Source organism: Methylocapsa sp. D3K7 (assembly GCF_029855125.1).
Classification (GTDB): domain Bacteria; phylum Pseudomonadota; class Alphaproteobacteria; order Rhizobiales; family Beijerinckiaceae; genus Methylocapsa.
Map to the genome: position 1 here is coordinate 2,606,391 of NZ_CP123229.1, position 21,897 is coordinate 2,628,287.

Sequence of the window (21,897 nt, forward strand, 5' to 3'; positions counted from 1 at the left end):
AGCAGATCCTCACGGTCTTGGAATGCCTAGGGTGCCTGATGTGTGGTCCAAACCCGCCTCCGTTGCACCGAAATGGCGATAGAACGTGATCTCAGCCTGATCGCTGGCCGGAACCGCGATGATCTCGGCAAGGTGATACCCGTCGGCGGCGAGTTTTGCCTCGCGCAGCCTTGCCGCTTCAAGACCCAGCAGAAGTTGCAAAGCCGAGCCAATCAGGGCGGCGGCATTGGCCGTCAAAAGCCACTGCGCGGCAAGGATCAGGACAATGAATAGGGCGGCCCAGACCAGGAGAGCGATCCAAAGCCGGTGCCAGGCCAGCCATAAGGGGCCAAAAAAGAAGGCTTTCCAGCTGAAAGACTGGCGCACAAACGCCGCTTTGGCGGCGGCTTCGGGTCCGCTGCCCGGCAGATGAACCGAATAAAAAGCCAAGGCTGGGTTCCTTTCGAGTGGGAAAAGCGGCGGCACAATTGTAGATTTTGAACAAAGGTCAACCCGAGACCCGGCTTTTCCCAAATTCCGATTAGAAATCGTAGGCGAATCGGAGCCCCAGTTGATGACGCTCGAAGTTGACGACATCAAGCTGCCGGGCCGCGGCGTCGGGTATCTGCACGGCCCACGCCATCGAGGCGGTCAAATCCTTGTTTAGCCTTAAAAACAGCTGTGGACCAACAAAAAGGGCGTGTGCGTTGAGGCCGCCGTTTTGGGCGAGATTCTCATGGATGATTTCGGCCCCGACGACAAGGTCTGGGGTGATGGCGTAAGCACCGCTGACAATGACCGAAAAGGCGTCATCGTGCTCCCATTTGCCGTCGAAGGGCAGGAATGATGCCGAGTGGATGAGGTTCAGCGCGGCGAAGAACGTTTCCGGGATCACTTCCTTGTCGATCAGCAGAGCTGTGGTAACCCCATAGTTGCCATCCTGCCGCGCCGATGCGGCATCCGCACGGTGCCATTCCGGATCGATGGAAAGGCTCATACCGAAGGGCGAGGTCCGTCGGTTGAGAATATTCCACCGCGCCTCGGCGGTGATGCCGCCGAATTCTGCCGCGCCGTGACCGGGGAGACCGGGCACACCGCGAAGATGGTCATAATCGGTGAGCGTGCCAACCGACAGCCGCAGCTCATCGGTGACCGTGGACCGGGCCGAAGTATCATTGCCAATATTGAAATTGCCGCTGGCAGCGCCGAAGCTTCCGACGGTGAAGCTCTCTATTTCCCAGCTGCCCCGTGGCCCGATGTCCGAACCTTCGGCAAAACCAAAGATATGCTCGGTGTCGAAACCATCGGTGGCCGGAGCGGTCCCGGTCTCTCCGTCTTGGGCATGGGCGGCCGCCGGGAGCAAAATACCGAGGAAGGCAACGAGAAGGGGGCGCCGGATGCGAAGCATGTTCGAGCCTAATGGTAGAATTGCCTGTATGCCACGCATGTCCAATCCAAATCCTTGGCGATTTTAAGGCTAAGCTAAACATTGTCGCCAATGGTTGAAAATGTAGCCTAGCCTACGAGCGATCCTTTCGTCGAGGGAATCGCGCCTTTCTGGCGCGGGTCGAGCGCGACCGCCGCACGCAGGGCGCGAGCCAAGCCCTTGAATGTCGATTCCGCAATGTGGTGCGCATTCTCGCCATAGAGCGTCTCGACGTGAATGTTCATCGCCGCATGGGTCGTGAAGGCCTGGAAAAATTCGCGCACAAGTTCGGAATCGAAAGTCCCGATTTTTGGTTGCGCGAATTTTGTCCGGAAAACAAGAAACGGCCTCCCGGAAATGTCCACGGCCACCCGCGTCAGCGTTTCGTCCATCGGCAGCAGCACATCGGCGAAACGGGTGATCCCGGCCATGTCGCCCAAAGCCTGGCGAACGGCTTGACCCAGAGCTATGCCCGTATCCTCGACGGTATGGTGATGGTCAATATGCAGATCGCCCTGCGCCCGGATATCGATATCGATCAGCGAGTGGCGGGCGAGCTGTTCCAGCATATGGTCGAAAAAGCCGATGCCAGTCGTAATTTTGGAGGCGCCGGTGCCATCGAGATTGACGCAAACGTCAATCCCGGTTTCCTTGGTCTTGCGTGAGACGGCGCTGTTGCGCATGGGGGACTCGGAGAGCGGAAGGGCGGTTTCTTGAACAATTGCAAGGGAACCGGCGAATTTCTAGTGCGAAATCCTCTAGCAACTTGCCGCGCCCTTGGCTACCCTTGCGGGCAAGTCCCCCCGCACCGTCCGGCTTGCATCATCCGCCGCAAATCCATAGATGGAGACCGGCCGCCGGACGTTCCCATGCCCGCACCGCGCGGCGCCGGGCGATTATTGAGAGTTTTCATGCAAGATCATCCGTCCGCACGGGAAGGCTGGCACGCGACCACGATCGTAATGGTCAAAAAGGGCGGCCGCACGGTGATCGGCGGCGATGGCCAGGTGTCGATCGGCCAGACCATCATCAAGGGCAACGCGAAAAAAGTGCGGCGGCTCGCCAAGGGCGACGTGATCGGCGGCTTCGCTGGTGCCACCGCCGACGCCTTCACGCTTTTCGAGCGGCTCGAGATGAAGCTCGAACAATATCCGGGCCAGCTCATGCGCGCCTGCGTGGAACTTGCCAAGGATTGGCGCACCGATCGCTATTTGCGCAGGCTCGAGGCGATGATGCTGGTCGCCGACGCCGAAGCGGCCCTTGTTTTGACCGGCACCGGCGATGTGCTGGAACCGGAATCCGCGGGCGATGGCAGCGTCATGGGGATTGGCTCAGGCGGCAATTACGCCCTTGCCGCGGGCCGGGCGCTGCTCTCAACGGACCTCGATGCCGAGGCGATCGCCCGCCGCGCGCTCGAAATCGCCGCCGGCATCTGCGTCTATACGAACAACAATTTCGTGCTCGAATCGCTCGCCTCGAAGTGACCGCGCGGCAAAGGGAAAGCCTACGTTATGCCTGATTTTTCTCCGCGTGAGATTGTGTCCGAACTCGACCGGTTCATCGTCGGGCAAAACGATGCCAAGCGCGCCGTGGCAATCGCCCTGCGCAATCGCTGGCGCCGCCTGCGCCTCGAGGGTGCGATGCGCGAAGAGGTGCTGCCGAAGAATATTTTGATGATCGGACCCACGGGGTGCGGCAAGACGGAGATTTCGCGCCGCCTCGCGAAACTCGCCAACGCGCCGTTTCTCAAGGTCGAGGCGACGAAATTCACCGAGGTCGGCTATGTCGGCCGCGATGTCGAACAGATCGTCCGCGATCTTGTCGAGATCGCCATCGCGATGGCGAAACAAGACAAGCGCAAGGCGGTGGAAGCACGCGCCGAACTCGCGGCGGAAGAGCGCGTGTTGGACGCTCTTGTCGGCACCACGGCGTCGGCGGCCACGCGCGATAGTTTTCGCAAGAAGCTGCGCGCGGGGGAACTCGACGACAAGGAAATCGAGATCGAGATTTCCCAGGCCGCGTCCTCGATGCCGATGTTCGAATTACCGAACATGCCGGGCTCGGCGATTGGCGCGATCTCGATCGGCGATATTTTCGGCAAGTCGCTCGGCAATCGCCCGAAACCGCGCCGCACCACAGTCAGGGACGCCTATGCTCCGTTGATCGTCGAGGAAAGCGACAAAATGATCGATCAGGATCAGACCATTCAAGAAGCGCTCCGCGAAGTCGAAAACAACGGGATCGTGTTTCTCGACGAGATCGACAAGATTTGCGTGCGCGAGGGGCGCTCCGGCGGCGGCGATGTCTCGCGCGAGGGCGTGCAACGCGACCTGCTGCCGCTGATCGAGGGGACCACGGTCGCAACCAAGCATGGCGCCGTCAAGACCGATCACATTCTCTTCATTGCGTCGGGTGCTTTCCATGCGTCGAAACCCTCGGATCTTTTGCCAGAATTACAGGGGCGGCTGCCAATCCGGGTCGAGCTTTCGCCTTTGAACGAGGATGATTTCCGCCGCATCCTCACCGAAACCGAGGCAAGCCTCATCAAGCAATATGAAGCGCTTCTGCGCACCGAAGGCGTCGAGCTGGTCTTTACTCCGGATGCGATCAAGGCGGTGGCGCGCATCGCGGTGCAGGTCAATTCCTCGGTTGAAAATATTGGCGCTAGGCGTCTGCAGACGGTGATGGAACGTATCCTTGACGAGGTGAGCTTCACCGCATCCGACCGGTCCGGCGAGCGGATCGAAATCGACGCGGCTTTCGTTGAAAAAAATATCGGCGATCTTGCCAGAAACGCCGATCTCAGCCGGTTCATTCTTTGACGGTCATGCTATGACGTGTCCGGCAATCCGTGGCATAGGAGCATGTGCCGCGCTTTCTGTTGCGCGCATCGAGTTACGTTGCGCAAAATTGCGTTTTTGAGCGTCGGGAGTTTTGACTGGCATGGCCAAATTCGTTGAACGGGTTTTCTCCGGCGTGCAGCCGACGGGCAATCTGCATCTTGGAAATTATCTTGGCGCGATCGTCAAATTCGTCGAGCTGCAGAAAACCCATGATTGCCTTTATTGCGTCGTTGATCTTCACGCGATCACGCTGCCGCAAAAGCCGGAGGAACTGAAGGCCAACATCAGGGAAGTCACCGCCGCCTTCATCGCCTGCGGCATCGACCCTGAAAAGCATATTGTGTTCAATCAGAGCCAGGTCACCGAACATGCCGAGCTTGCCTGGGTGTTTAATTGCGTGGCGCGGATCGGCTGGCTCAATCGCATGACCCAGTTTAAGGAAAAGGCTGGCAAGGATCGCGAGAATGCGTCTGTCGGGCTCTATGCCTATCCTTGTCTGATGGCCGCCGATATTCTTGCCTATCGCGCGACCCATGTTCCGGTTGGCGAGGATCAAAAGCAGCATCTCGAGCTTGCCCGCGACATCGCGCAAAAATTCAATCTCGATTTTGCCGCCTCGATCGCCGCGAATGGATATGGCGATGCGTTTTTCCCCTTGCCGGAACCGCTGATCCAAGGGCCGGCCACCCGCGTGATGAGTCTGCGCGACGGCTCGAAGAAAATGTCGAAGTCGGACCCGTCCGATTATTCGCGGATCAATCTCTCGGATGATGCGGACGCGATTGCGCAAAAGGTCCGCAAAGCGAAAACCGATCCAGAACCGCTCCCTTCCGAAGTCGAGGGTCTCAAGCAGCGGCCGGAGGCGGACAATCTCGTCGGCATTTTCGCCGCCCTCAACGGCGAGACGAAATTGGACGTGCTGAAGGTTTTCGGCGGCGGCAATTTCTCCGCCTTCAAATCGGCGCTGGTCGATCTTGCGGTGGCAAAACTCGGACCTATTGGCGCCGAGATGCAACGGCTTAAAAGCGATCCCGCCTCTATCGACCGGGTGCTCGTCGATGGCGCCGCCCGCGCGCGGGCGGTGGCCTCGAAAAACATGGCGATGGTGAAGGATATTTTGGGCTTCGTGCGGTAGCAGACTAACGCGTTATGCCTTCCCCTCCAGCCCTTCCAGATCAACAATCATATTCTCGATCATTTTCAGCCCGATCTGCCAGAAGGCGGGATCGCGCGCGTCGAGCCCGAACGGTGCCAGCAATTCGGAATGGTGTTTTGTGCCGCCCGCCGAAAGCATGGCGAGATAGCGTTCGGCAAAACCTTCCCGGGCGCCCTGATAGACGCCATAGAGCGAATTGACGAGGCAATCGCCAAACGCATAGGCGTACACATAAAAGGGCGAATGGACGAAATGCGGAATATAGGCCCAATAGGTCTCGTAATTGGCGCCAAGCTCGATCGACGGCCCAAGGCTTGCCACCTGCTCGCTCATCCATAATTCGCAGATCTTGTCCGCCGTCAGTTCGCCGTTACGCCGCTCGACATGCAGCTTGTGCTCGAACGAATAGAACGCGATCTGCCGCACCACCGTGTTCAGCATGTCCTCGACCTTGGCGGCGAGCATGACGCGGCGTTGCGCGATATTCGAGGTCTGCAGAAGCAGGGCGCGGAAGGTCAGCATTTCGCCGAACACGGACGCCGTCTCAGCGAGGGTCAAGGGCGTTGGCGCCATCAGCGCACCATTCGGACCCGCGAGCACCTGATGCACGCCATGCCCGAGTTCATGCGCGAGCGTCATCACGTCGCGCGGCTTTCCCTGATAGTTCAACAGCACGTAAGGATGTGCGGACGGTACGGTCGGATGCGCGAATGCTCCCGGCTGCTTGCCCGGCCGCACCGGCGCATCGATCCAGCGCTCATCGAAGAATCGCCTGGCGATCCCTGACATGCTGGGCGAGAACGCCTCATAAGCGTCCAGCACCGTGCTACGCGCCTCATCCCAAGCATAGATCTTCGGTGCCGCATGCGGCAGCGGCGCGTTGCGGTCCCAATGTTTCAGCGCGGGCTTGCCGAACCATTTGGCCTTGAGCGCGTAATAGCGATGCGAGAGGCGCGGATAGGCGGCGCGCACGGCGGCCACCAGCGCATCGACGACCTCGCGCTCGACGCGGTTGGCAAGATGCCGTGCGTCGGCGACGTCGCGAAAACCGCGCCAGCGATCGGAAATTTCCTTGTCCTTCGCCAGTGTGTTGGCGACCAGCGAAAACGTTCGCAGATTTTCCTTCAGGCCGATGCCGAAGGCGACCGCCGCCTTTTCGCGGGTTTTTTCGTGCTGATCCTGCATGAGATTGAGGACGGGCTCGATCGCCAAGGCCTCGCCATCGACGGTAAAACGCAGGCTAGAGATTGTCTCGTCGAACAGGCGGTTCCACGCGCCATACCCGGTGATCGATTTTTCATGAAACAATTGTTCGAGCTTGTCATCGAGCTGATAGGGCTTGCCCTTGCGGATATCCTCAAGCCAGGGCCGGTAATGTTTGAGCGCACCCGCCGCCAATTTGGCGGCGAGCGCGTCGTCGAGCCGGTTCAATTCGAGTTCGAAGAACAGAAGATCAGACGTCGCGTCGGTGATTTTTTCCTGCGTGTCGCCATAAAACTTCATCCGCGCCGGATCGGTTGTATCGCCGGCGTAAATCAGCCCGGCATAGGACATGATGCGCCCGAGCAGTTCTTCCAGCCCCTCGTACCGCTGGATGGCTTCCAGGAGACCGGCACCGGAAGCTTTCCTGGCGAGCGTATCGAGCCTGCCCCGATAGGCGGTGCTGAAACTCTTGCATTCCGTCTGAGCCTTGACGAGGTCGCCCGCGAAAGCTGCCGACTCCATGGATGGGTAAAGGTCTTCGAGATTCCACTCCGGCAAGCTGCCGAGATCGGGCTCGGGCTTGGGTTTCGCGGCAGCTTTCGGCTTGGCGCGGAACATATTGAGGGATCTGGCGGTGGTCTTGCGCGTCATGGAACCATCCTATGTGGGATCGCTGTCATAGCGAGCAAGCCCCGTGGGATCAATCGGGCGGGGCGCCTATTTTGTGAGCGGTGGCGTGAGCGCCCATTCGTCATGCCCGGCCTTGAGCCTGGCATCCAGACACCCATCCTCGGTGTTTGGATGGCCGGGTCAAGCCCGGCCATGACGGGTTACTGACGTTTATCTAAGCGGTCCAGCGCGGCCGGAATTTGCTTCTCCTTACAAATCCAAGACCAGCAGGTCGCCCTTGGCGCGGGACACACAGGCGAGAAAGAAGCCTTCGTCCTTTTGTTGCGAACTGAGGCGCTTGTCGCGGTGATCGACGTCCCCTTCGAGAACCTTGATCCGGCACGTCCCGCACATGCCCTGTTCACAAGATGTCGGAATTTTCACACCCTGTTCTTCCAGGAACGCCGTCACGGTTTTATCGCCGGGGACTTTATAAACGATCCCGCTACTGGCGATCTTCACGTCGAAGACTTTGTCGAGGATGGCCGCTGGCACCTTGGCCGTGAAGCGTTCCACATGGATGCGCTCTTCGGCCCAGCCCTTCTGCGCGGCGGTTTTGAGGATCGGATCCTGCCACCAATCGGCACCGCAGATGAAAAGCTGCGTGTCTTCCGGCCGATCCTTCAAAAGAGCCCCGGCGTCTAGCAATTGATTGAGTTCGGTTGATTCATAATAAAACTTCGTGTTTTCCGCGAACTTCGAGTCCTTGATCATGCCGTCAAATGAGCCGGGCGACATCATGGCGTAGACATAATGCAGTTGGAAGGGAATATTTTGGGATTTCAAATAGTCGGCGATGCTCAAAATCGGCGTCACGCCGATGCCACGCGCCAGCAAAATGGCCCGCTTCGTACTGCGGGGAACACGGAACCGGTTGCGGGGCAAGCCGACTTGCAGCGTGTCGCCTTCATTGACCTGTGCATGCAGCGCCTTGGAGCCGCCCCGGCTATTGCCGTCGTTCCATACGCCAATGACATAACGGTTGCGTTCCGAGGAACTGTTACACAGAGAGTATTGACGCACCAACCCGCCCGGAATCGTCACATCGATATGAGAGCCCGCCGAGAAGGCGGGAAGCTCCGCGCCGTCCGGATCGGCCAATTCAAACGAGACCATATTGTGGGCATCGTTGGTCTTCTTCGCCACGATGACCGGGCGTAGAGTGTCGTCTATCATACCATCCTCTCTCAAAATCCGAGTGAGTCGGCACCTCCGTGCAAAAGGCATACCTGACCGGCTGTGGCGGCTTTACGCGGGGGCGTCATCCGCCAGACGTCGTACCCGCCTGCACTTGCCGCTCGGCAATCAGGGCCAGGGCTCGGTTGAGGTTGTTTTGTGACCGTTGCCAGTAGTAGGGCGATCGCTCCTGGTCGAACACGGTGAGCGCTTCGCGATAGGCGTCGACGGCTTTGGTGAGCGTCTCCGTGCCGCTCTCACGCTCGCCGAGGCGCGAAAGCGCATTGCCGAGATTGTTCTGGGTCATCGCCCAATCGAGGGGCACGCGCTCGCGGGTCCTTTCCTTCAGCGCCTCGCGACATGCCTCGACGGCCTTGGTGAGCGTCTCCGTGCCGCTTTCACGCTCGCCCAGGCGCCAAAGCGCATTGCCGAGATTGTTCTGGGTCGTCGCCCAATCGAGCGGCACGCGCTCGCGAGTTCTTTCCTTCAGCGCCTCGCGATAGGCCTCGACGGCTTTGTTGAGCGTCTCCGTGCCGCTCTCGCGCTCACCGAGGGTAAACAGCGCAGTGCCGAGATTGTTCTGGGTCGTCGCCCAATCGAGCGGCACGCGCTCGCGGGTCCATTCCTTCAGCGCCTCGCGATAGGCCTCGACAGCTTTGTTGAGCGTTTCCGTGCCGCTCTCACGCTCGCCGAGGCGCGAAAGCGCATTACCGAGATTGTTCTGGATCATCGCCCAATCGAGGGGCACGCGCTCGCGGGTATATTCCTTCAGCGCCTCGCGATAGGCGTCGACAGCTTTGTTGAGCGTTTCCGTGCCGCTCTCACGCTCGCCGAGGCGCGTAAGCGCATTGCCGAGATTGTTCTGGATCATCGCCCAATCGAGGGGCACGCGCTCGCGGGTATATTCCTTCAGCGCCTCGCGATAGGCGTCGACGGCTTTGTTGAGCGTCTTCGTGCCACCCTCGCGCTCGCCGAGGCTAGACAGCGCAACGCCAAGTAAATTGAGGGCGGTTCCGCGCTGATCGCTCTCGCGCGCTGAGTCCAGCATGCGCCGCACCATCGCAATGGAGACCTCAAGCGAGAGATTGACTCCCTTGTCTTGTCCTTCCACAAAAAAAGCGTCCCACCGCTCCCTGTATTTTGGCGACCAGGCCGGATGGCCGTCCGTTGTATCCATGGCGGCGATGGCCTCGATCCGCCGCGCCACGCCAGCAGGATCACGGCGCAGCAAATCTTGCTCGACGCCCGCTTCGAGCAAGATTTCCCGCGATCTCCGGGATGCGGCGCGCTGCTCCTCCTCTCGCCGGTCGAGTTCGGCCAAGGCATCGTCCACGGCCTTGGCGCCGCTGTCGAAATCGCCACGCTTGGTTGTCTCGGCGAGCCGCTTCAACACGTCTTCGACAAAAGCCCCTTCATTCGTGCCTCGTTCGCCTTTGGCGATCACATCGAGGGCGATGCCGACCGCGCTCCTCAGCTCCACCACCGCCTGATCAAGGTCAATGACTTCACCGGGCCTCAGAGGACGCGCGAGTTCGAGAATTGTCGACCGTTCCAACCCAGCCTCGGCGGCCTTCGCGATCTCTCGCTTGTCCATAAGTGCGACGACTTGTTCGGCAATGCTTGCCGGTAGACGCTCGACATTCTCCCGGATCGCCTGCGTATCGTCCTTGACGTTGTCAATCTTTTTCTCTTCATGCGAGACTGGCCGCTCATCGTGGCGCAAGATGAAGTCGCGAACGAACTTATAGATATTGCTGTCGCGGTTCGCTGGTTTTGCAATCGCGATATGATCCGTTTCGACCGGAACAGGATCTGTTGCCAAACCAGGATCGCTGCTGTCCGGCTTGACGACCATTCCAAATATCGGCGTCGTTTTCGTTTCGGTCAAAATCAGATGGTCAATTTTGCGCGTCCTTGCCCAACGCCGGTACCATAAGTTTAAATCACGCAGGTGCTGGTCATTGCGAATGAGCGAACGGGTGGCAGACGATGGCCGGACCAAAAGGCGCAACCGGTCGCCCCAACCCGCCAAGTCCGCTCCAACATGAGGTGTCGCCAGAAAAGCCACTTTCCGCACGCGGTCCATAAAGCTGAAAGCCTCAGCGCTGTCCGTTGCCGCGTCCGCTGCCTTTCGCAAAAGTTGTTTGATGACAAGACCGCCGAGACTGTGCCCGGCCAAGACGATCTCGCCTGCCTCAAGATTAGCTTCCACCAGCAGCGATTTGAGGACATTGGCCGCGCGGTCGGCCAATTCCATCGCCGAGCCGTGCCAGTTCGATACTGGCGCCTCATAGCCTACGGAATAAACCGACAGGCCTTCGATGTCCTGCGCCAGCCAAGGCAGCCAGAATGTGGCCTTATCATCTTTATCAGCTTGCCACGTAGCGTGGGCGTCACCGCCAAGGCCATGGAAGAAGATGACATTGTCGCTCTTCGATCCTCGCGCTTCGGCGATCTGAAAAAGCTCTGCCATCTACGCCCCCGGCGTGGCTTGCGTGTTTGGTGTGCGCACACCGAATCGCGAAACATCACAGCGCGTCATTCATCTCATGGCGGCAAGTGTGGCGAGCGGGTCGGCCTTGTCAAGGATGCGGAGCACCGGCTACGCCGGCGCGAGCAAAGCTCGCGTCCTTGACAAGACCGAGCCCGCCTCGCCGATCATGCCAGCCGTCAGATGAATGACCGACTCTGGCCTCCCCGAATCGCAATCGCACATCCCGGCGCGCCGACCGTACAAGCGCAAAGCGAAACCGCTGTCCAAAACCTTGCATGATTTTCTGCCGTCAATCGTACCAAAGTGTTTCACGTGAAACGTTTTTGTCCGATTTGACCCGCGAACCGGTCAAAACTGATGGGTGAAACCTCACGCGGGGATGGCGCGAAAAACCCTCTCGTTAACATCCCATTTACCCTAATCGCGCACATTGCAGCGCGCGGGGCAGTGACGCCCCCAGGAGGCTGCATGTCCGCTCGAATCTTGATCGCCGATGATGATCCCATCCAGCGGCAGCTCCTTGAAACGCTTTGCCATCGCTTTGGCTACGAGGCGGAGACGGCCGAAAGCGGGGAAGCGGCGCTGGAACGCCTCCGCGCTTCCAGCGCAGACCCGATCTGCCTTTTGATTCTCGATCTCGTCATGCCGGATCTCGATGGGATGGCGGTGTTGGCGCGGCTGAAGGCGGCCGGTTCAAAAATCCCTATTGTCGTGCTGACCTCGCAAGGCTCGGTCGAATCGGCGCTCGCCGCGGTCCGGGCGGGTGCCCAGGATTTTGTCGTGAAACCCGCCGGAGCGGAACGCCTGCAAGTCGTGATCAAGAACACGCTGCACGCCGCCCGGCTCGCCGAGGAGGTGCGCGGCCTGAGCCGCCGGAATTTGGACAGCTTGACGTTCGACGATCTCGCGGGCGAGAGCGTGGAAATGACGCGTGCCCTCAGGCAAGGCGAAAAGAGCGCGAAATCGGACATTCCCGTGCTACTCGAAGGGGAGCCCGGCACCGGCAAGGAGACATTCGCCCGTGCCATTCATGGCGCCTCCGCGCGGCGCGGGCGCCCTTTCGTGGCGGTCAATTGCGCCGCGCTTCCGGACATTCTTGCGGAAACGGTTTTGTTTGGCGGCGATGCGGGCGAAAAAATCCCCGGCAAATTTGTCGAGGCGCATGGCGGCACGCTGTTCCTCGACCAGATTTGCGAATTGCCGGTGAGCGCGCAAGCCGGGCTCTTGCAGGCCCTACAACAAGGCATGGTTCATCCGGGTGGGACGAAACGTCCGGTCAAGGCCGACGTCCGGCTGATTTTCGCGGCCAACCGCAATCTCATCGAACGGGTGACAGGCGGCCGTTTCCGCGAGGATCTCTTTTACCGTATCAATGTGTTTCCGATCTCGCTTCCGCCGCTTCGCGTGAGGCCCGGCGACATTGCCGGGCTTGCCGCGCGGTTGTGCGCGCGGTTTGCCGCCGAGGAAGGGAAACGGCTGCGCGGGATCTGCGCCGAGGCGCTGGCCTTGCTTGCCAGCTATGATTGGCCAGGCAATGTCCGGCAGCTGGAAAACGCGGTGTTCCGGGCCGTGGCGCTCGCCGAGGGGGACGAACTCACGGTCGCCGATTTTCCGCAGATCGCGGCGAGCACCGGAGGATTCGATGTCCGGGTGCCAGCGGCGCCAGCACGCCGCATCCCGCGCGACAAGGAATTCGTCCGCGTTGAAGTGCGCGATCCCAATGTGCTCGCCCTGCTCGATGCGCGCGGCCACACGCGCCCGCTCGATCAATTGGAGGCGGAGACGATCAAATTCGCGCTCACACATTATCGCGGCCAGATGTCAGAGGTCGCGCGCAAGCTCGGAATTGGCCGTTCGACCCTCTACCGGAAACTCAAGGAATATCAGTTGGAGCCGCAAGGCCCGGAGGCGGATCAGAGTGACACCGCAAGCGATGCCGGGGGCTATCTCGCCGCGCGTGTCTGAGTCGTCCGCAGCTTGAAAAAAATTCGATGCGGGCACGCGCAGTCCGGGGCAAGAGTTCGCGCGTTATGTGATGTGGGCGGAAGATTTGAGGTGCCCGTCTTCTCGGAGGACGGGTTTCAAAAAGGTTAAACTCATGCGTAGCGTACGGCCAGGGACGGTTTTTTTGAGCACGCAGGCGCTGGCGCTTTGGCTCGGCCTCATGGCTTTTCCGGCCCGCGCGGAAAACCCGGCGCTCTCGCCCCTTGACCCCCGGCCCGTGGAAACCACGCCCGCAAGCGGCAACGCCGCCGGACGGGGACCTGGTTTTATGGCGATGTCGCCCGCGCACGGCGGTTCTTTCGTCGATACGCCAGAGGAGTCAACGAACGGCGCCGCCCCCGCCGAAGCTGTGCCGGTGGAGGAGGCCGCTCCGGCCCCAAGCCTTGATACCGCCGCGCAGCCAGAGCCGCCGAATGCCTTGCCTGCTGTCAATGTGGCGGTGAAGACCGCGCTTGAGGCGAGGTCCGGTGTTCATGACCAGGCGTTGCCGCGCCGGGAGCGTGAAGCGATTTCAGCTTTTTACGCCGCGCGCGGCTTCTCACCGCTCTGGTGGACCGATGGCAAGCCCAATCCCGAGGCCGCCCCGGTGATCAAGCGGCTGCAACACGCCGCCGATGACGGACTCGAGGTGAAAACAATTCCCCGAACTCTTGCGGCTGCCAGTGATGAGGACATCGCCGCCACCGACATTGCCCTGACCGATGCGGTTGTTGTCTACGGCCGCCAAGCGAGCGGCGGCCGGGTCGATCCGCATGCCATTTCCAAGCTGATCGGGGAGACGCCGGAGGTTGCCGATCCCGCCATCATTCTGGCGCTGGTCGCCACCGCTGGCGAGTCCGCCGGCGATGAATTGCAAAAATTCAATCCGCCGCAAAAGGCCTATGCGTCGCTCCGCGACAAGCTGCGTCAACTGCGGCATGGGCGGTCACCGGCCGCACATGATGCCGCAATTCCGGCGGGTCCGGTGCTGCGCACGGGGATGCGCGATCCGCGCGTGCCGCTCATTCGCGCGCGGCTAAGTGTTGAGGATGCGGCGGAACCCGCGATCCAAGACATCGTCTATGACACCAAGGTCGCGGCGGCGGTCGCCGATTTTCAGAAAGCCAATGGTCTGCCGCCTTCTGGAACCTTGACGGCGCGCACCGTCGCGGCCTTATCCGGCGCGCAATCCTCGTATCTCGAAGCCGAGATCATCGCCAATATGGAACGCTGGCGCTGGATGCCGCGCGACCTCGGCGAGACGCGCATCGAAGTGAACATTCCCGATTTTGAGGCGCGCGTCATCGACAATGGCGCGGTGATCCATCGCGCCCGCGTCATTGTCGGCAAGGAAACGACCCCGACGCCGGTCTTTTCCGACACGATGAAATTTCTTATCGTCAATCCCTATTGGAATGTGCCGCAATCGATCATCCGAAAGGAGATGCTGCCGAAAGCCGCAGGCGATCCCAATTATTTCAGCCGCCTCGGTTATCAAGTGTCTTCGAGCGCGGGCCATCTTACCGTGCGCCAGCCGCCCGGCGAGCGCAATGCGCTGGGGCGGATCAAATTCATGTTCCCAAATGATTTCTCGGTCTATATGCACGATACGCCGACGCGCAAACTATTTGCCTCCTCGAAGCGGGCCTTCAGCCACGGCTGTGTGCGGGTTGACAACCCGTTCCAATTCGCAGTGATCGTGCTTGGCAAGGGCTGGAGCGAGCAGCGGGTCCAGAAGCTTATTGGCGGCAAGGAGCGCTATGTTTATCTGCCGAAACCCCTGCCGGTGCATCTCGAATATTTCACCGCCTATGTGGACGATGCAGGCGAACTGCAATTGCGCGACGATCTTTATGGCTATTCGCACCGGGTGAAGGCGGCGCTCGGTCTGGAAGGGAACAGCTGACGCATCCGCCTTACAGCAAGCAAGGGGCGCTTCAAAATTTCACAACGGTCCGCAGACCGAACACCGCGGCGTCCGGAATCCGGCCCACGAATGGGTTCAACGGATCAATTGCGCCGCCGCCAGGATGAAAGACATATTGGAAATCGGGCTGAATGAATAAGCCTGGCACAATCTGCGCCTGGTACGTGGCCTCGAGCAGGAGCTCATCGTCGCGAATGGGTACCGGTATCTCTGAAAATGCTGCCGCCACACGGTCAAACGAGGCCACATTGGGCGAAACGCGGCTATAGTCGATTGCAACGCCAAACGAATCATGCGGCCGGGCATCCCAGAGGCCCATGAAATTTACACCGAACTGGAATTCAAAACTGATCAAGTTCTGCACGGGCGGAGCGGCCATCGCTAGAGCAAAGAAGCCGATTCCTCGCCACGGATCCTCACCGGGGTGCTTCCAAATCATTTGATCCATGAGCGCATATGCGGCCTGATTTCCCCTGTGAACGACCGGGATGCCGTTGCTGGCCGGATCTGCGAGCGGCAGCCCATCGGTGGCGACGAATTGATCATTGAATGTATCGAAGCTGTACCAGCCGCCGACGCGAAACTTTCCCGTAAGTCCCTGCTCTCCGATGGGCAAAACATAGGCGAAATCCGCTTGCCCCATCACCAAAGGCGGATCCTTGAGCCTAAAATTTATTCCACAACAGTTTTTGGTCTCGGTTTGAGCAACGTCCTGGCCAACACCGGCGGGATCTCCATTGAACAAAGCGATATAAAACGCGGTTTGTTTATTGGGTGTGATCTTAAGGCGAATGCCTGGCGTTGTCAGGGGATAATGGGGGCCAGTGCCTGACATATCGAACGATGTCAAAACGGGCCAGCCAAATGTGCCGTTCCAATAAAGCACGTCCAGTTCATTCGCGAGAAACTCGCTGTCTGCCGTCAATTGGCCAAAGCGGATCGACGCCAAGCCGTCCAAAAGCTCTTGTTCAACCCAAGCCTCGAAAAGGCGCATCGTCCGGCGTGCTTCGATGCCGCTGATCGTCGCAAAGTTGTATATATTGTTCGTTGTCAGGCCGTAGCCGTGAATCTGAAAGGCGTTGATATGAAACGAGGCGCCCTTCAGACCCGCGATCCGGTTGAGATCGCCATCGATCCCAAGTTCAAGGAGACCTTCATAAGCGGCACTCTGTTGTGCGCCTCCCACTGGATTGCCGAGACCCTCGCCCGTGTAATTCACTTGGAAATTATAGCCAAGATCGATGAGGGCTTGCTTGAACTCGTTGAGCTGAGGAATGAGCGGCGCGATCGAGGTTTCGGTTGAAAGCGGATGCGAGAGCGGATCATAGAGCGGTGAGCCTGCGTGCGGGTCCTCGGCATGAACGGGGCCGCCGGCGAACGCGATGAACAGAGCGAGAAGAATTAGGGCCAGCGTGCGGCTTGCGGGCTGTCTTCGTGCTGCCTCACGCTTCTCGTGACACATGGATGTGCTTTCCCGCCACCGCGCCCTCACGCGGTGATCGACGTCTCCGAGATAAGGCGAAAATGCATCGGCCAACAAGCGCCGAGGTCTAGTTTTGGCGCAATTGGCGGGCGGGTGTGGCAGAAGTGACTCCCTGCGGACGAGCAGGCTTGGCTGTTTGATCGCGGGACATGAAGTTTGCGTGAATTTTATGTGACAGAAAAACGGGGCGTCTCTTGATCCTGAAATAATTGCGCAACGCGAGGCCGATTAAAAAAGCCCCGCCTTCATCCTGAGGAGCGCGTGAAGCGCGCGTCTCGAAGGATGCGCCGCGTAAACACGCGCGCCGCCCTCGTGCTTCGAGACGGGTCCTTCGGACCCTCCTCAGCATGAGGGCTTAGGGCCTGTGCAAAGTCTTGCGACAGCCTCACTTGATCTTGAAATAATTGCGCAAGGCGAGGCCGATGAAAAATACGCAAGTGATCGAAAAGAGGTTTTGGAAGAGTACGGCCAGTTGATAGCCCTCCGGTGGAATGATCACTCCATCGCATTTGTTGAGCGGGCAGACGAGAAAATCTTTGATCTTGCCATCGATGGTAAGCGGGCCGACAAAAGGCACGGTATTGCCTAATGCCAGCATACGCACGGCTTGCTCATACTGGTCAGCGAGCGGGCAGGATTTTGGCATGAGCGGTGAGAGAATCCAGCGGTAAAGAAAATAAAATCCAAAACCGCTGGCGGTGAGCGCGAGAAGCGGGCGCGCAAAGCTGCGGCCATAATCAGCAAGCGTTCCGTACAAGAACATAATAAAAATCCAGAAGGCGTGACTGGCGAGGCGACCGAAATTCCGCGCTTCCCGATATTGATGCCAATAGACGCCGCGTTCGGCTTTGCGTTCCTCGATATAAAGGTCCCGTTCGAGGTCGTGGTTTTTTGTCTCTTCCGCGATTTTGCGGAATGCGCGTAAGCGAACAGGCACTTCGCTGTCCTTAGTGCAAGCCCATTTGCCCGCCGGAACAAAACCAATTTGGGTGCCGGTGAAATCGATCCGGGAGGCATTCGTGGTGGCATCGAAATCCGGTGGATAGTAAAAATGCGCACTCGAAAAATTGGCGGTACGCTCAAAAGAGCGGCCAGAGAAATCTGCTTTGCCATGGAAGCGCGTGTTCGCGAACGAAATAGCCAAGAAACGATCTGGTCCGGAGTCCCAGACTTCCCACGAAGCTTCGTGCAGCTGATTTAGCACCATGCGGTCGTTATCATTCATTTTAAGCACAGCGTATTCGAGCGCTTTGCTGCATTGCTTCTTGGACTGCCCTTTGAATTCGACGGTCCCTTTGAAAATGGCATCATTGAAATCGGCCCATTTGCCGAAAGCTGCACCATCAAAGGTTGCCAACTCCCCGAATGTTGCCCTTAATTGCGCACTTGTACCGAAGGCCGCGCCATTGAAGCGGGCAAACTCACCGAATATCGCGCCGTCGAAGCTGGAATTGTCACAGAAGACCGCGCCGGTGAAATCAGCCCAGTCACCGAAGATCGCGTTGGCGAAGGTGGCCCAGTCGCCGAAGTTCGTGCCGAGGAAGAAGGCTCGACCCGGTGCGAAATCTGTTATGGCTCCACGTAATTCGCCCCGCCATTTACAATACGAAAAATCTGCAAAATCGCCGAATTCAAAACCCGAGAAATCAATCTCGTCCCTAGGCGTTTCGCGAAAATCGATGCCTGCGAAGGTTACGCGCACCTCTTTATTGGCTGGATCGCGCCGCCACGCATTCCATTCTTCCTTGCCCTTTGCGGCGAGGTCTAGAAAGAAAGCCTTGACGTGTTCATTGGATTGCTTTTCGGCGGCTTCTTCATCCTCCAGTTCGGTCTCGTCCGCCATAAATTGTTCCTCGCCATCATCAAATTTCCAAAAAATCGCTTCTCTTAAAAATCGCCGCGAGCTTTATCCCCTGCGCCGCAAGATTCTCCGCCGCGCCTTCTTCGCGGTCAACCACGGCGAGTGCGCGGCGGACTTGGCAGCTGTGGCCCTCGATTCCTTCGATAGCTTTGAGAATCGAGCCGCCGGTGGTGGCGACGTCGTCGATCATCAGCACCTCGGCACCGTCGCGCAAAAACCCGTCGATGCGCTCGCGCGCGCCATGCTCCTTGGCCGCCTTGCGGACAAAAAACGCATCGACCGGATAATGTTTCAGATGGCTCACGGCGGCGGTGGCAGCGACGATCGGCACCGCGCCCATTTCGAGGCCGCCGATGCAGACGATCCCCTGGCTTTTCATATAATCGACGATGATGTCGCCAAGCAGCGCCCCGCCTTCCGGCAGCATGGTAGTTTGCCGCAACTGAAACAAATAGGTGCTGGTCCGGCCCGACGATAGGGTGAACGTCCCCGTTTTGAGCGATTGCACGCGGATAATCTCCTGCAGCCGCAGCCATCTCGGGTCGTGGCGGCCGAGAACGTCGGCGGACTTGGCCTCAGGGGGGTGCGCGGCTGGAGCAGTCATCGTCCGGTTCCTCGGTTCCTGTGAAACCGGAACCTACCATGCCGGAGCGGGGGTCCAAAAACGGTTCCACTGCATTTTGCTGTGGATCAAGCCTGAGCCAAGCTGCGGATTGCATAATAATGACGCACATCAACACCTCTCGACGTTTTTACTGGCAGCATTACGTTAAGGTTGAGAAGCCGCGGGGCTTTTCTCGCGACGGCGGCTTTACGGAAGGACTACAAACATGAGTTTATTTGGCGATCCCCCGGATTTCGATTTGAGCCTCAGCTCAACCCTTAAGCGCAACTGGAAGGTTGTCGCGGCACGCGGCGTTTTCGGGCTGATCATCGGGTTCATCGCGTTTTTCTTCCCCGGCCCGACCTTGTTGTCGCTGGTGACCTTGTTCGCCCTCTATCTGATTATCGACGGCATCTTCGAGATTATGTCCGCCGTCCGGGCGGTGCAGCACAAACAAGAATGGGGACTTCTGACCTTCGAGGGCATTGTCGGCATTGTCGCCGGGATTGTCGCCTTGGCCTTGCCCGGTCTCACGGTTCTGGTTTTTGTCGGTCTTCTCGCGGCTTGGGCCTTTATCACGGGGACGCTGGAACTCCGCGCCGCCTATCATCTCGAAAAAGACCATGGCCGCTGGTGGATGGCGTTCGGCGGGGTCGTTTCGATCCTTTTCGGGATTGTGCTGATCGCGGCGCCGAGGTTCGGAGCCGTGGTGGTGAGCTGGTGGGTCGGCGCCTATGCGACGTTTTTCGGCGCGAGCCTGCTGGCTCTGGCGTTTCAATTGCGGGCGCGGGAGAAGGGCAGCGGGCCGTCCCCAATATCCAAACGGTAGCTAGAGAAAACTTTGCGGGTCGACATCGACGGCGACCCGCACGCCGCCCTTTTCCGGCGGCCCGGCGGCGAGCCAGGCGCGCAAGAATCCTTGCAGGTCCGAAGCGCGCGGCGCCCGCACGAGCAGCCGGAACCGGTGTCGGCCGCGAATGACCGCAACCGGCGCCTCGGCGGGACCAAGAAGGGTCAGCTCGTTTGGCTGCGGCAAGCCGCCAGCCGGGGTCAGCACAAAACCCTCCGTTGGCGGCAGCGTGTGGGCAGCTTGGGCGAGCGCCCGCGCATGGGTCTCGGCGGAGGCGCGGTCCTTGCCCGTCACAATCAGCGCGGCCAGCCGCCCGAAGGGGGGCAGACCCGCCCGGCGCCGCTGGCGTGTTTCCTCCTCGTAAAAGCGCTCGCTATCGCCAGACAACAGCGCGCGCATGACCGGATGTTCCGGCTGCCAGGTTTGGACGAGCGCGCGGCCGGCTGTCTCGAACCGCCCGGCGCGGCCGGTCACCTGCTGGAGCAGCTGAAAGGTCCGCTCGGCGGCGCGTGGGTCGCCCGACGTCAAACCGATGTCGGCGTCGATCACACCGACCAGCGACAGCAGCGGGAAATTGTGGCCCTTGGCGACCAGCTGGGTGCCGATCACAATATCGCATTCACCGCGCGCGATCGCCTCGATTTCACTCCGCAGACGCGCGATGCCGCCGGGGAAATCCGAGGACAGCGTGAGGATTTTCGCGCGCGGAAAAAGCAGGGCGGCTTCCTCGGCCAATCTCTCGATGCCGGGACCGCACGCGGCAAGGCAATCCTCTGCCCCGCAGGCCGGGCACAATGGGGGCCGCCGTTCGATATGGCCGCAATGATGGCACATCAGCGCCCGGCGGAAGCGGTGTTCGACCAGCCAGGCGGTGCAGTTCGGGCAGGAAAACCGGTGGCCGCAGGACCGGCAGAGGGTCAAGGGCGCGTAGCCGCGCCGGTTGAGAAACAGCAGCGCCTGCTCGCCGCGCGCGAGCACCTGTGAGATGGCGTCCTTGAGCCGGGGCGCGATCCATTTGCCGCGTGGCGCCGCTTCCACCCGCAGATCGATCGCGGTGATCTCAGGCAGCGGCCGGGCGTTGAAACGGCCTGTCAGCCTGACATGGCCATAGCGGCCTTGCGCGGCATTGACACGGCTTTCGATCGACGGCGTCGCGGAGGACAGGATGACGGCCGCTTTCTCGATTTGGCCGCGCACCACCGCCATGTCGCGGGCGTGATAGGGCACGCCATCCTCCTGCTTATAGGCCGCCTCGTGCTCCTCATCGACGACGATCACGGCGAGATCCTTGAAGGGCAGAAAAAGCGCCGACCTTGCGCCAGCGACGGCCTTGACCTCGCCAAGCGCGACGCCGCTCCATAGCCGCGCCCGCTTGCGCGCGCTGACGCCCGAATGCCATTCCGCCGGCCGCGCCCCAAAGCGTGCGGCGAAACGGTCGAGAAACTGCGCCGTGAGCGCGATTTCTGGCATGAGGACGAGGCTTTGACGCCCGGCCGCAAGCGCCGCCGCGACGGCCTCGAAATACACCTCCGTTTTGCCGGAGCCGGTGACGCCTTCAAGCAGCGTCACCGAGAACGCGGCGTCTTTGACGCGCGCGATCAAGGTGGAAGCGGCGTCTTGCTGCGCGGCTTCAAGGGCGGGTCTTTCGAAAAAAGGATCGCAGACCGGTGCCACGGGCTCGCGCGGCAGCGCGATCGCCTCAAGCGCGCCTTCATCGATGAGCGAATCGATGACGCCGGCCGAACAGGCGGCGGCCTCGGCGAGCGCCGATTTGGGGAAGGCCAAGCCGCCTTCCGCAGCCTCCAGAACACGGGCTCTGGTTTTGGTCATCCGGCCCGGCGGGCAGCCGGTCAGCCGCACCCCGACACGCACGGGTTCCGGCCCGATATGCAAGGCCCCGCCAATCGCCATCCGCAGCACCATGCCGCGCGGGCTCAAGGTCCAGCGGGCCACCCAGTCGATGAGTTTGCGCGTGTTGGTGGACAGCGGTGGCAGCTCGAGGCGAGCCGCGACGGGTTTCAGATTCGCGCGGCCGGCCTGACCCCGCCGCGTCTCCCAGACGACGCCTTGGGCGATTCTGGTGCCGAGCGGCACTTCGACGAAATCACCGGGTGCGACGTCGATGCTGCCCGGCACCGCATAGGAATAGGACTGTTCGATCGCGACCGGCAGGAGGACATCGGCGATCGCCGGGCCATCATCAGCAAGGACGGCCTTGGCTTCCGCGGTCATAAGCGGCATCG

At 60.2% G+C, this 21,897-nt stretch carries 16 protein-coding genes; 6 read left to right on the plus strand and 10 right to left on the minus strand.

The features are described 5' to 3' along the window. Positions 1 to 9: 9 nt before the first annotated feature. The 3 genes from QEV83_RS12230 to hisB form a co-directional block, all read right to left on the minus strand. Complete coding sequence (locus QEV83_RS12230) at positions 10 to 429, minus strand: DUF2628 domain-containing protein (RefSeq protein ID WP_280128007.1); 420 nt, start codon at positions 427 to 429, stop codon at positions 10 to 12. 91 nt (positions 430 to 520) lie between these two features. Then, a complete protein-coding gene (locus QEV83_RS12235; protein WP_280128008.1) occupies positions 521 to 1,426 on the minus strand; it encodes a hypothetical protein in 906 nt (301 codons plus the stop codon). A gap of 68 nt (positions 1,427 to 1,494) precedes the next feature. Continuing rightward, positions 1,495 to 2,088, minus strand: coding sequence for an imidazoleglycerol-phosphate dehydratase HisB (gene hisB, locus QEV83_RS12240; RefSeq protein ID WP_280128009.1), 594 nt, complete (start codon positions 2,086 to 2,088; stop codon positions 1,495 to 1,497). A gap of 228 nt (positions 2,089 to 2,316) precedes the next feature. Between hisB and hslV the strand changes: the two genes are divergently transcribed. From hslV to trpS, 3 genes are all read left to right on the plus strand, one after another. Then, the gene (gene hslV, locus QEV83_RS12245; RefSeq protein ID WP_280128010.1) at positions 2,317 to 2,889 is read left to right on the plus strand and encodes an ATP-dependent protease subunit HslV; all 573 of its coding nucleotides are present in this window, start codon (positions 2,317 to 2,319) and stop codon (positions 2,887 to 2,889) included. Positions 2,890 to 2,916: 27 nt separating this feature from the next. Next, positions 2,917 to 4,227: an ATP-dependent protease ATPase subunit HslU gene (hslU, locus tag QEV83_RS12250; protein ID WP_280128011.1), complete on the plus strand. Its 1,311-nt coding sequence runs from the start codon at positions 2,917 to 2,919 to the stop codon at positions 4,225 to 4,227. A 121-nt stretch (positions 4,228 to 4,348) separates the two neighbouring features. Then, positions 4,349 to 5,383 carry a tryptophan--tRNA ligase gene (gene trpS / locus QEV83_RS12255; RefSeq protein ID WP_280128012.1) on the plus strand — a complete coding sequence of 345 codons (1,035 nt, stop codon included), beginning with the start codon at positions 4,349 to 4,351 and terminating at the stop codon, positions 5,381 to 5,383. 12 nt (positions 5,384 to 5,395) lie between these two features. On the opposite strand, the gene QEV83_RS12260 is transcribed toward trpS, so the two are convergent. From QEV83_RS12260 to QEV83_RS12270, 3 genes are all read right to left on the minus strand, one after another. After that, positions 5,396 to 7,225, minus strand: a complete 1,830-nt coding sequence (locus tag QEV83_RS12260; RefSeq protein WP_280131045.1) for a M3 family oligoendopeptidase — start codon at positions 7,223 to 7,225, stop codon at positions 5,396 to 5,398. Positions 7,226 to 7,486: 261 nt separating this feature from the next. After that, entirely contained in the window at positions 7,487 to 8,452 is a 966-nt protein-coding gene (locus QEV83_RS12265) for a PDR/VanB family oxidoreductase (protein WP_280128013.1), read from the minus strand. Between the two features lie 85 nt (positions 8,453 to 8,537). Then, a complete protein-coding gene (locus QEV83_RS12270) occupies positions 8,538 to 10,925 on the minus strand; it encodes an alpha/beta fold hydrolase (RefSeq protein ID WP_280128014.1) in 2,388 nt (795 codons plus the stop codon). A 489-nt stretch (positions 10,926 to 11,414) separates the two neighbouring features. Between QEV83_RS12270 and QEV83_RS12275 the strand changes: the two genes are divergently transcribed. Both QEV83_RS12275 and QEV83_RS12280 read left to right on the plus strand, forming a co-directional pair. Next, positions 11,415 to 12,911, plus strand: a complete 1,497-nt coding sequence (locus tag QEV83_RS12275) for a sigma-54 dependent transcriptional regulator (RefSeq protein WP_280128015.1) — start codon at positions 11,415 to 11,417, stop codon at positions 12,909 to 12,911. Between the two features lie 133 nt (positions 12,912 to 13,044). Then, positions 13,045 to 14,835: a L,D-transpeptidase family protein gene (locus tag QEV83_RS12280; protein WP_280128016.1), complete on the plus strand. Its 1,791-nt coding sequence runs from the start codon at positions 13,045 to 13,047 to the stop codon at positions 14,833 to 14,835. A gap of 31 nt (positions 14,836 to 14,866) precedes the next feature. Here the strand turns inward: QEV83_RS12280 and QEV83_RS12285 are convergent, their stop codons facing one another. The 3 genes from QEV83_RS12285 to pyrE all read right to left on the minus strand — a co-directional run bounded on the left by QEV83_RS12285 (position 14,867) and on the right by pyrE (position 18,804). Next, the gene (locus tag QEV83_RS12285) at positions 14,867 to 16,318 is read right to left on the minus strand and encodes a carbohydrate porin (protein ID WP_280128017.1); all 1,452 of its coding nucleotides are present in this window, start codon (positions 16,316 to 16,318) and stop codon (positions 14,867 to 14,869) included. 406 nt (positions 16,319 to 16,724) lie between these two features. Further along, complete coding sequence (locus QEV83_RS12290; protein WP_280128018.1) at positions 16,725 to 18,182, minus strand: hypothetical protein; 1,458 nt, start codon at positions 18,180 to 18,182, stop codon at positions 16,725 to 16,727. 19 nt (positions 18,183 to 18,201) lie between these two features. Continuing rightward, on the minus strand, positions 18,202 to 18,804 hold the full coding sequence (gene pyrE / locus QEV83_RS12295; protein ID WP_280128019.1) for an orotate phosphoribosyltransferase: 603 nt from the start codon (positions 18,802 to 18,804) through the stop codon (positions 18,202 to 18,204). Between the two features lie 226 nt (positions 18,805 to 19,030). Between pyrE and QEV83_RS12300 the strand changes: the two genes are divergently transcribed. Further along, the gene (locus tag QEV83_RS12300) at positions 19,031 to 19,633 is read left to right on the plus strand and encodes an HdeD family acid-resistance protein (RefSeq protein WP_280128020.1); all 603 of its coding nucleotides are present in this window, start codon (positions 19,031 to 19,033) and stop codon (positions 19,631 to 19,633) included. Here the strand turns inward: QEV83_RS12300 and QEV83_RS12305 are convergent, their stop codons facing one another. Next, positions 19,634 to 21,886, minus strand: coding sequence for a primosomal protein N' (locus QEV83_RS12305; RefSeq protein WP_280131046.1), 2,253 nt, complete (start codon positions 21,884 to 21,886; stop codon positions 19,634 to 19,636). Positions 21,887 to 21,897: the final 11 nt, after the last annotated feature.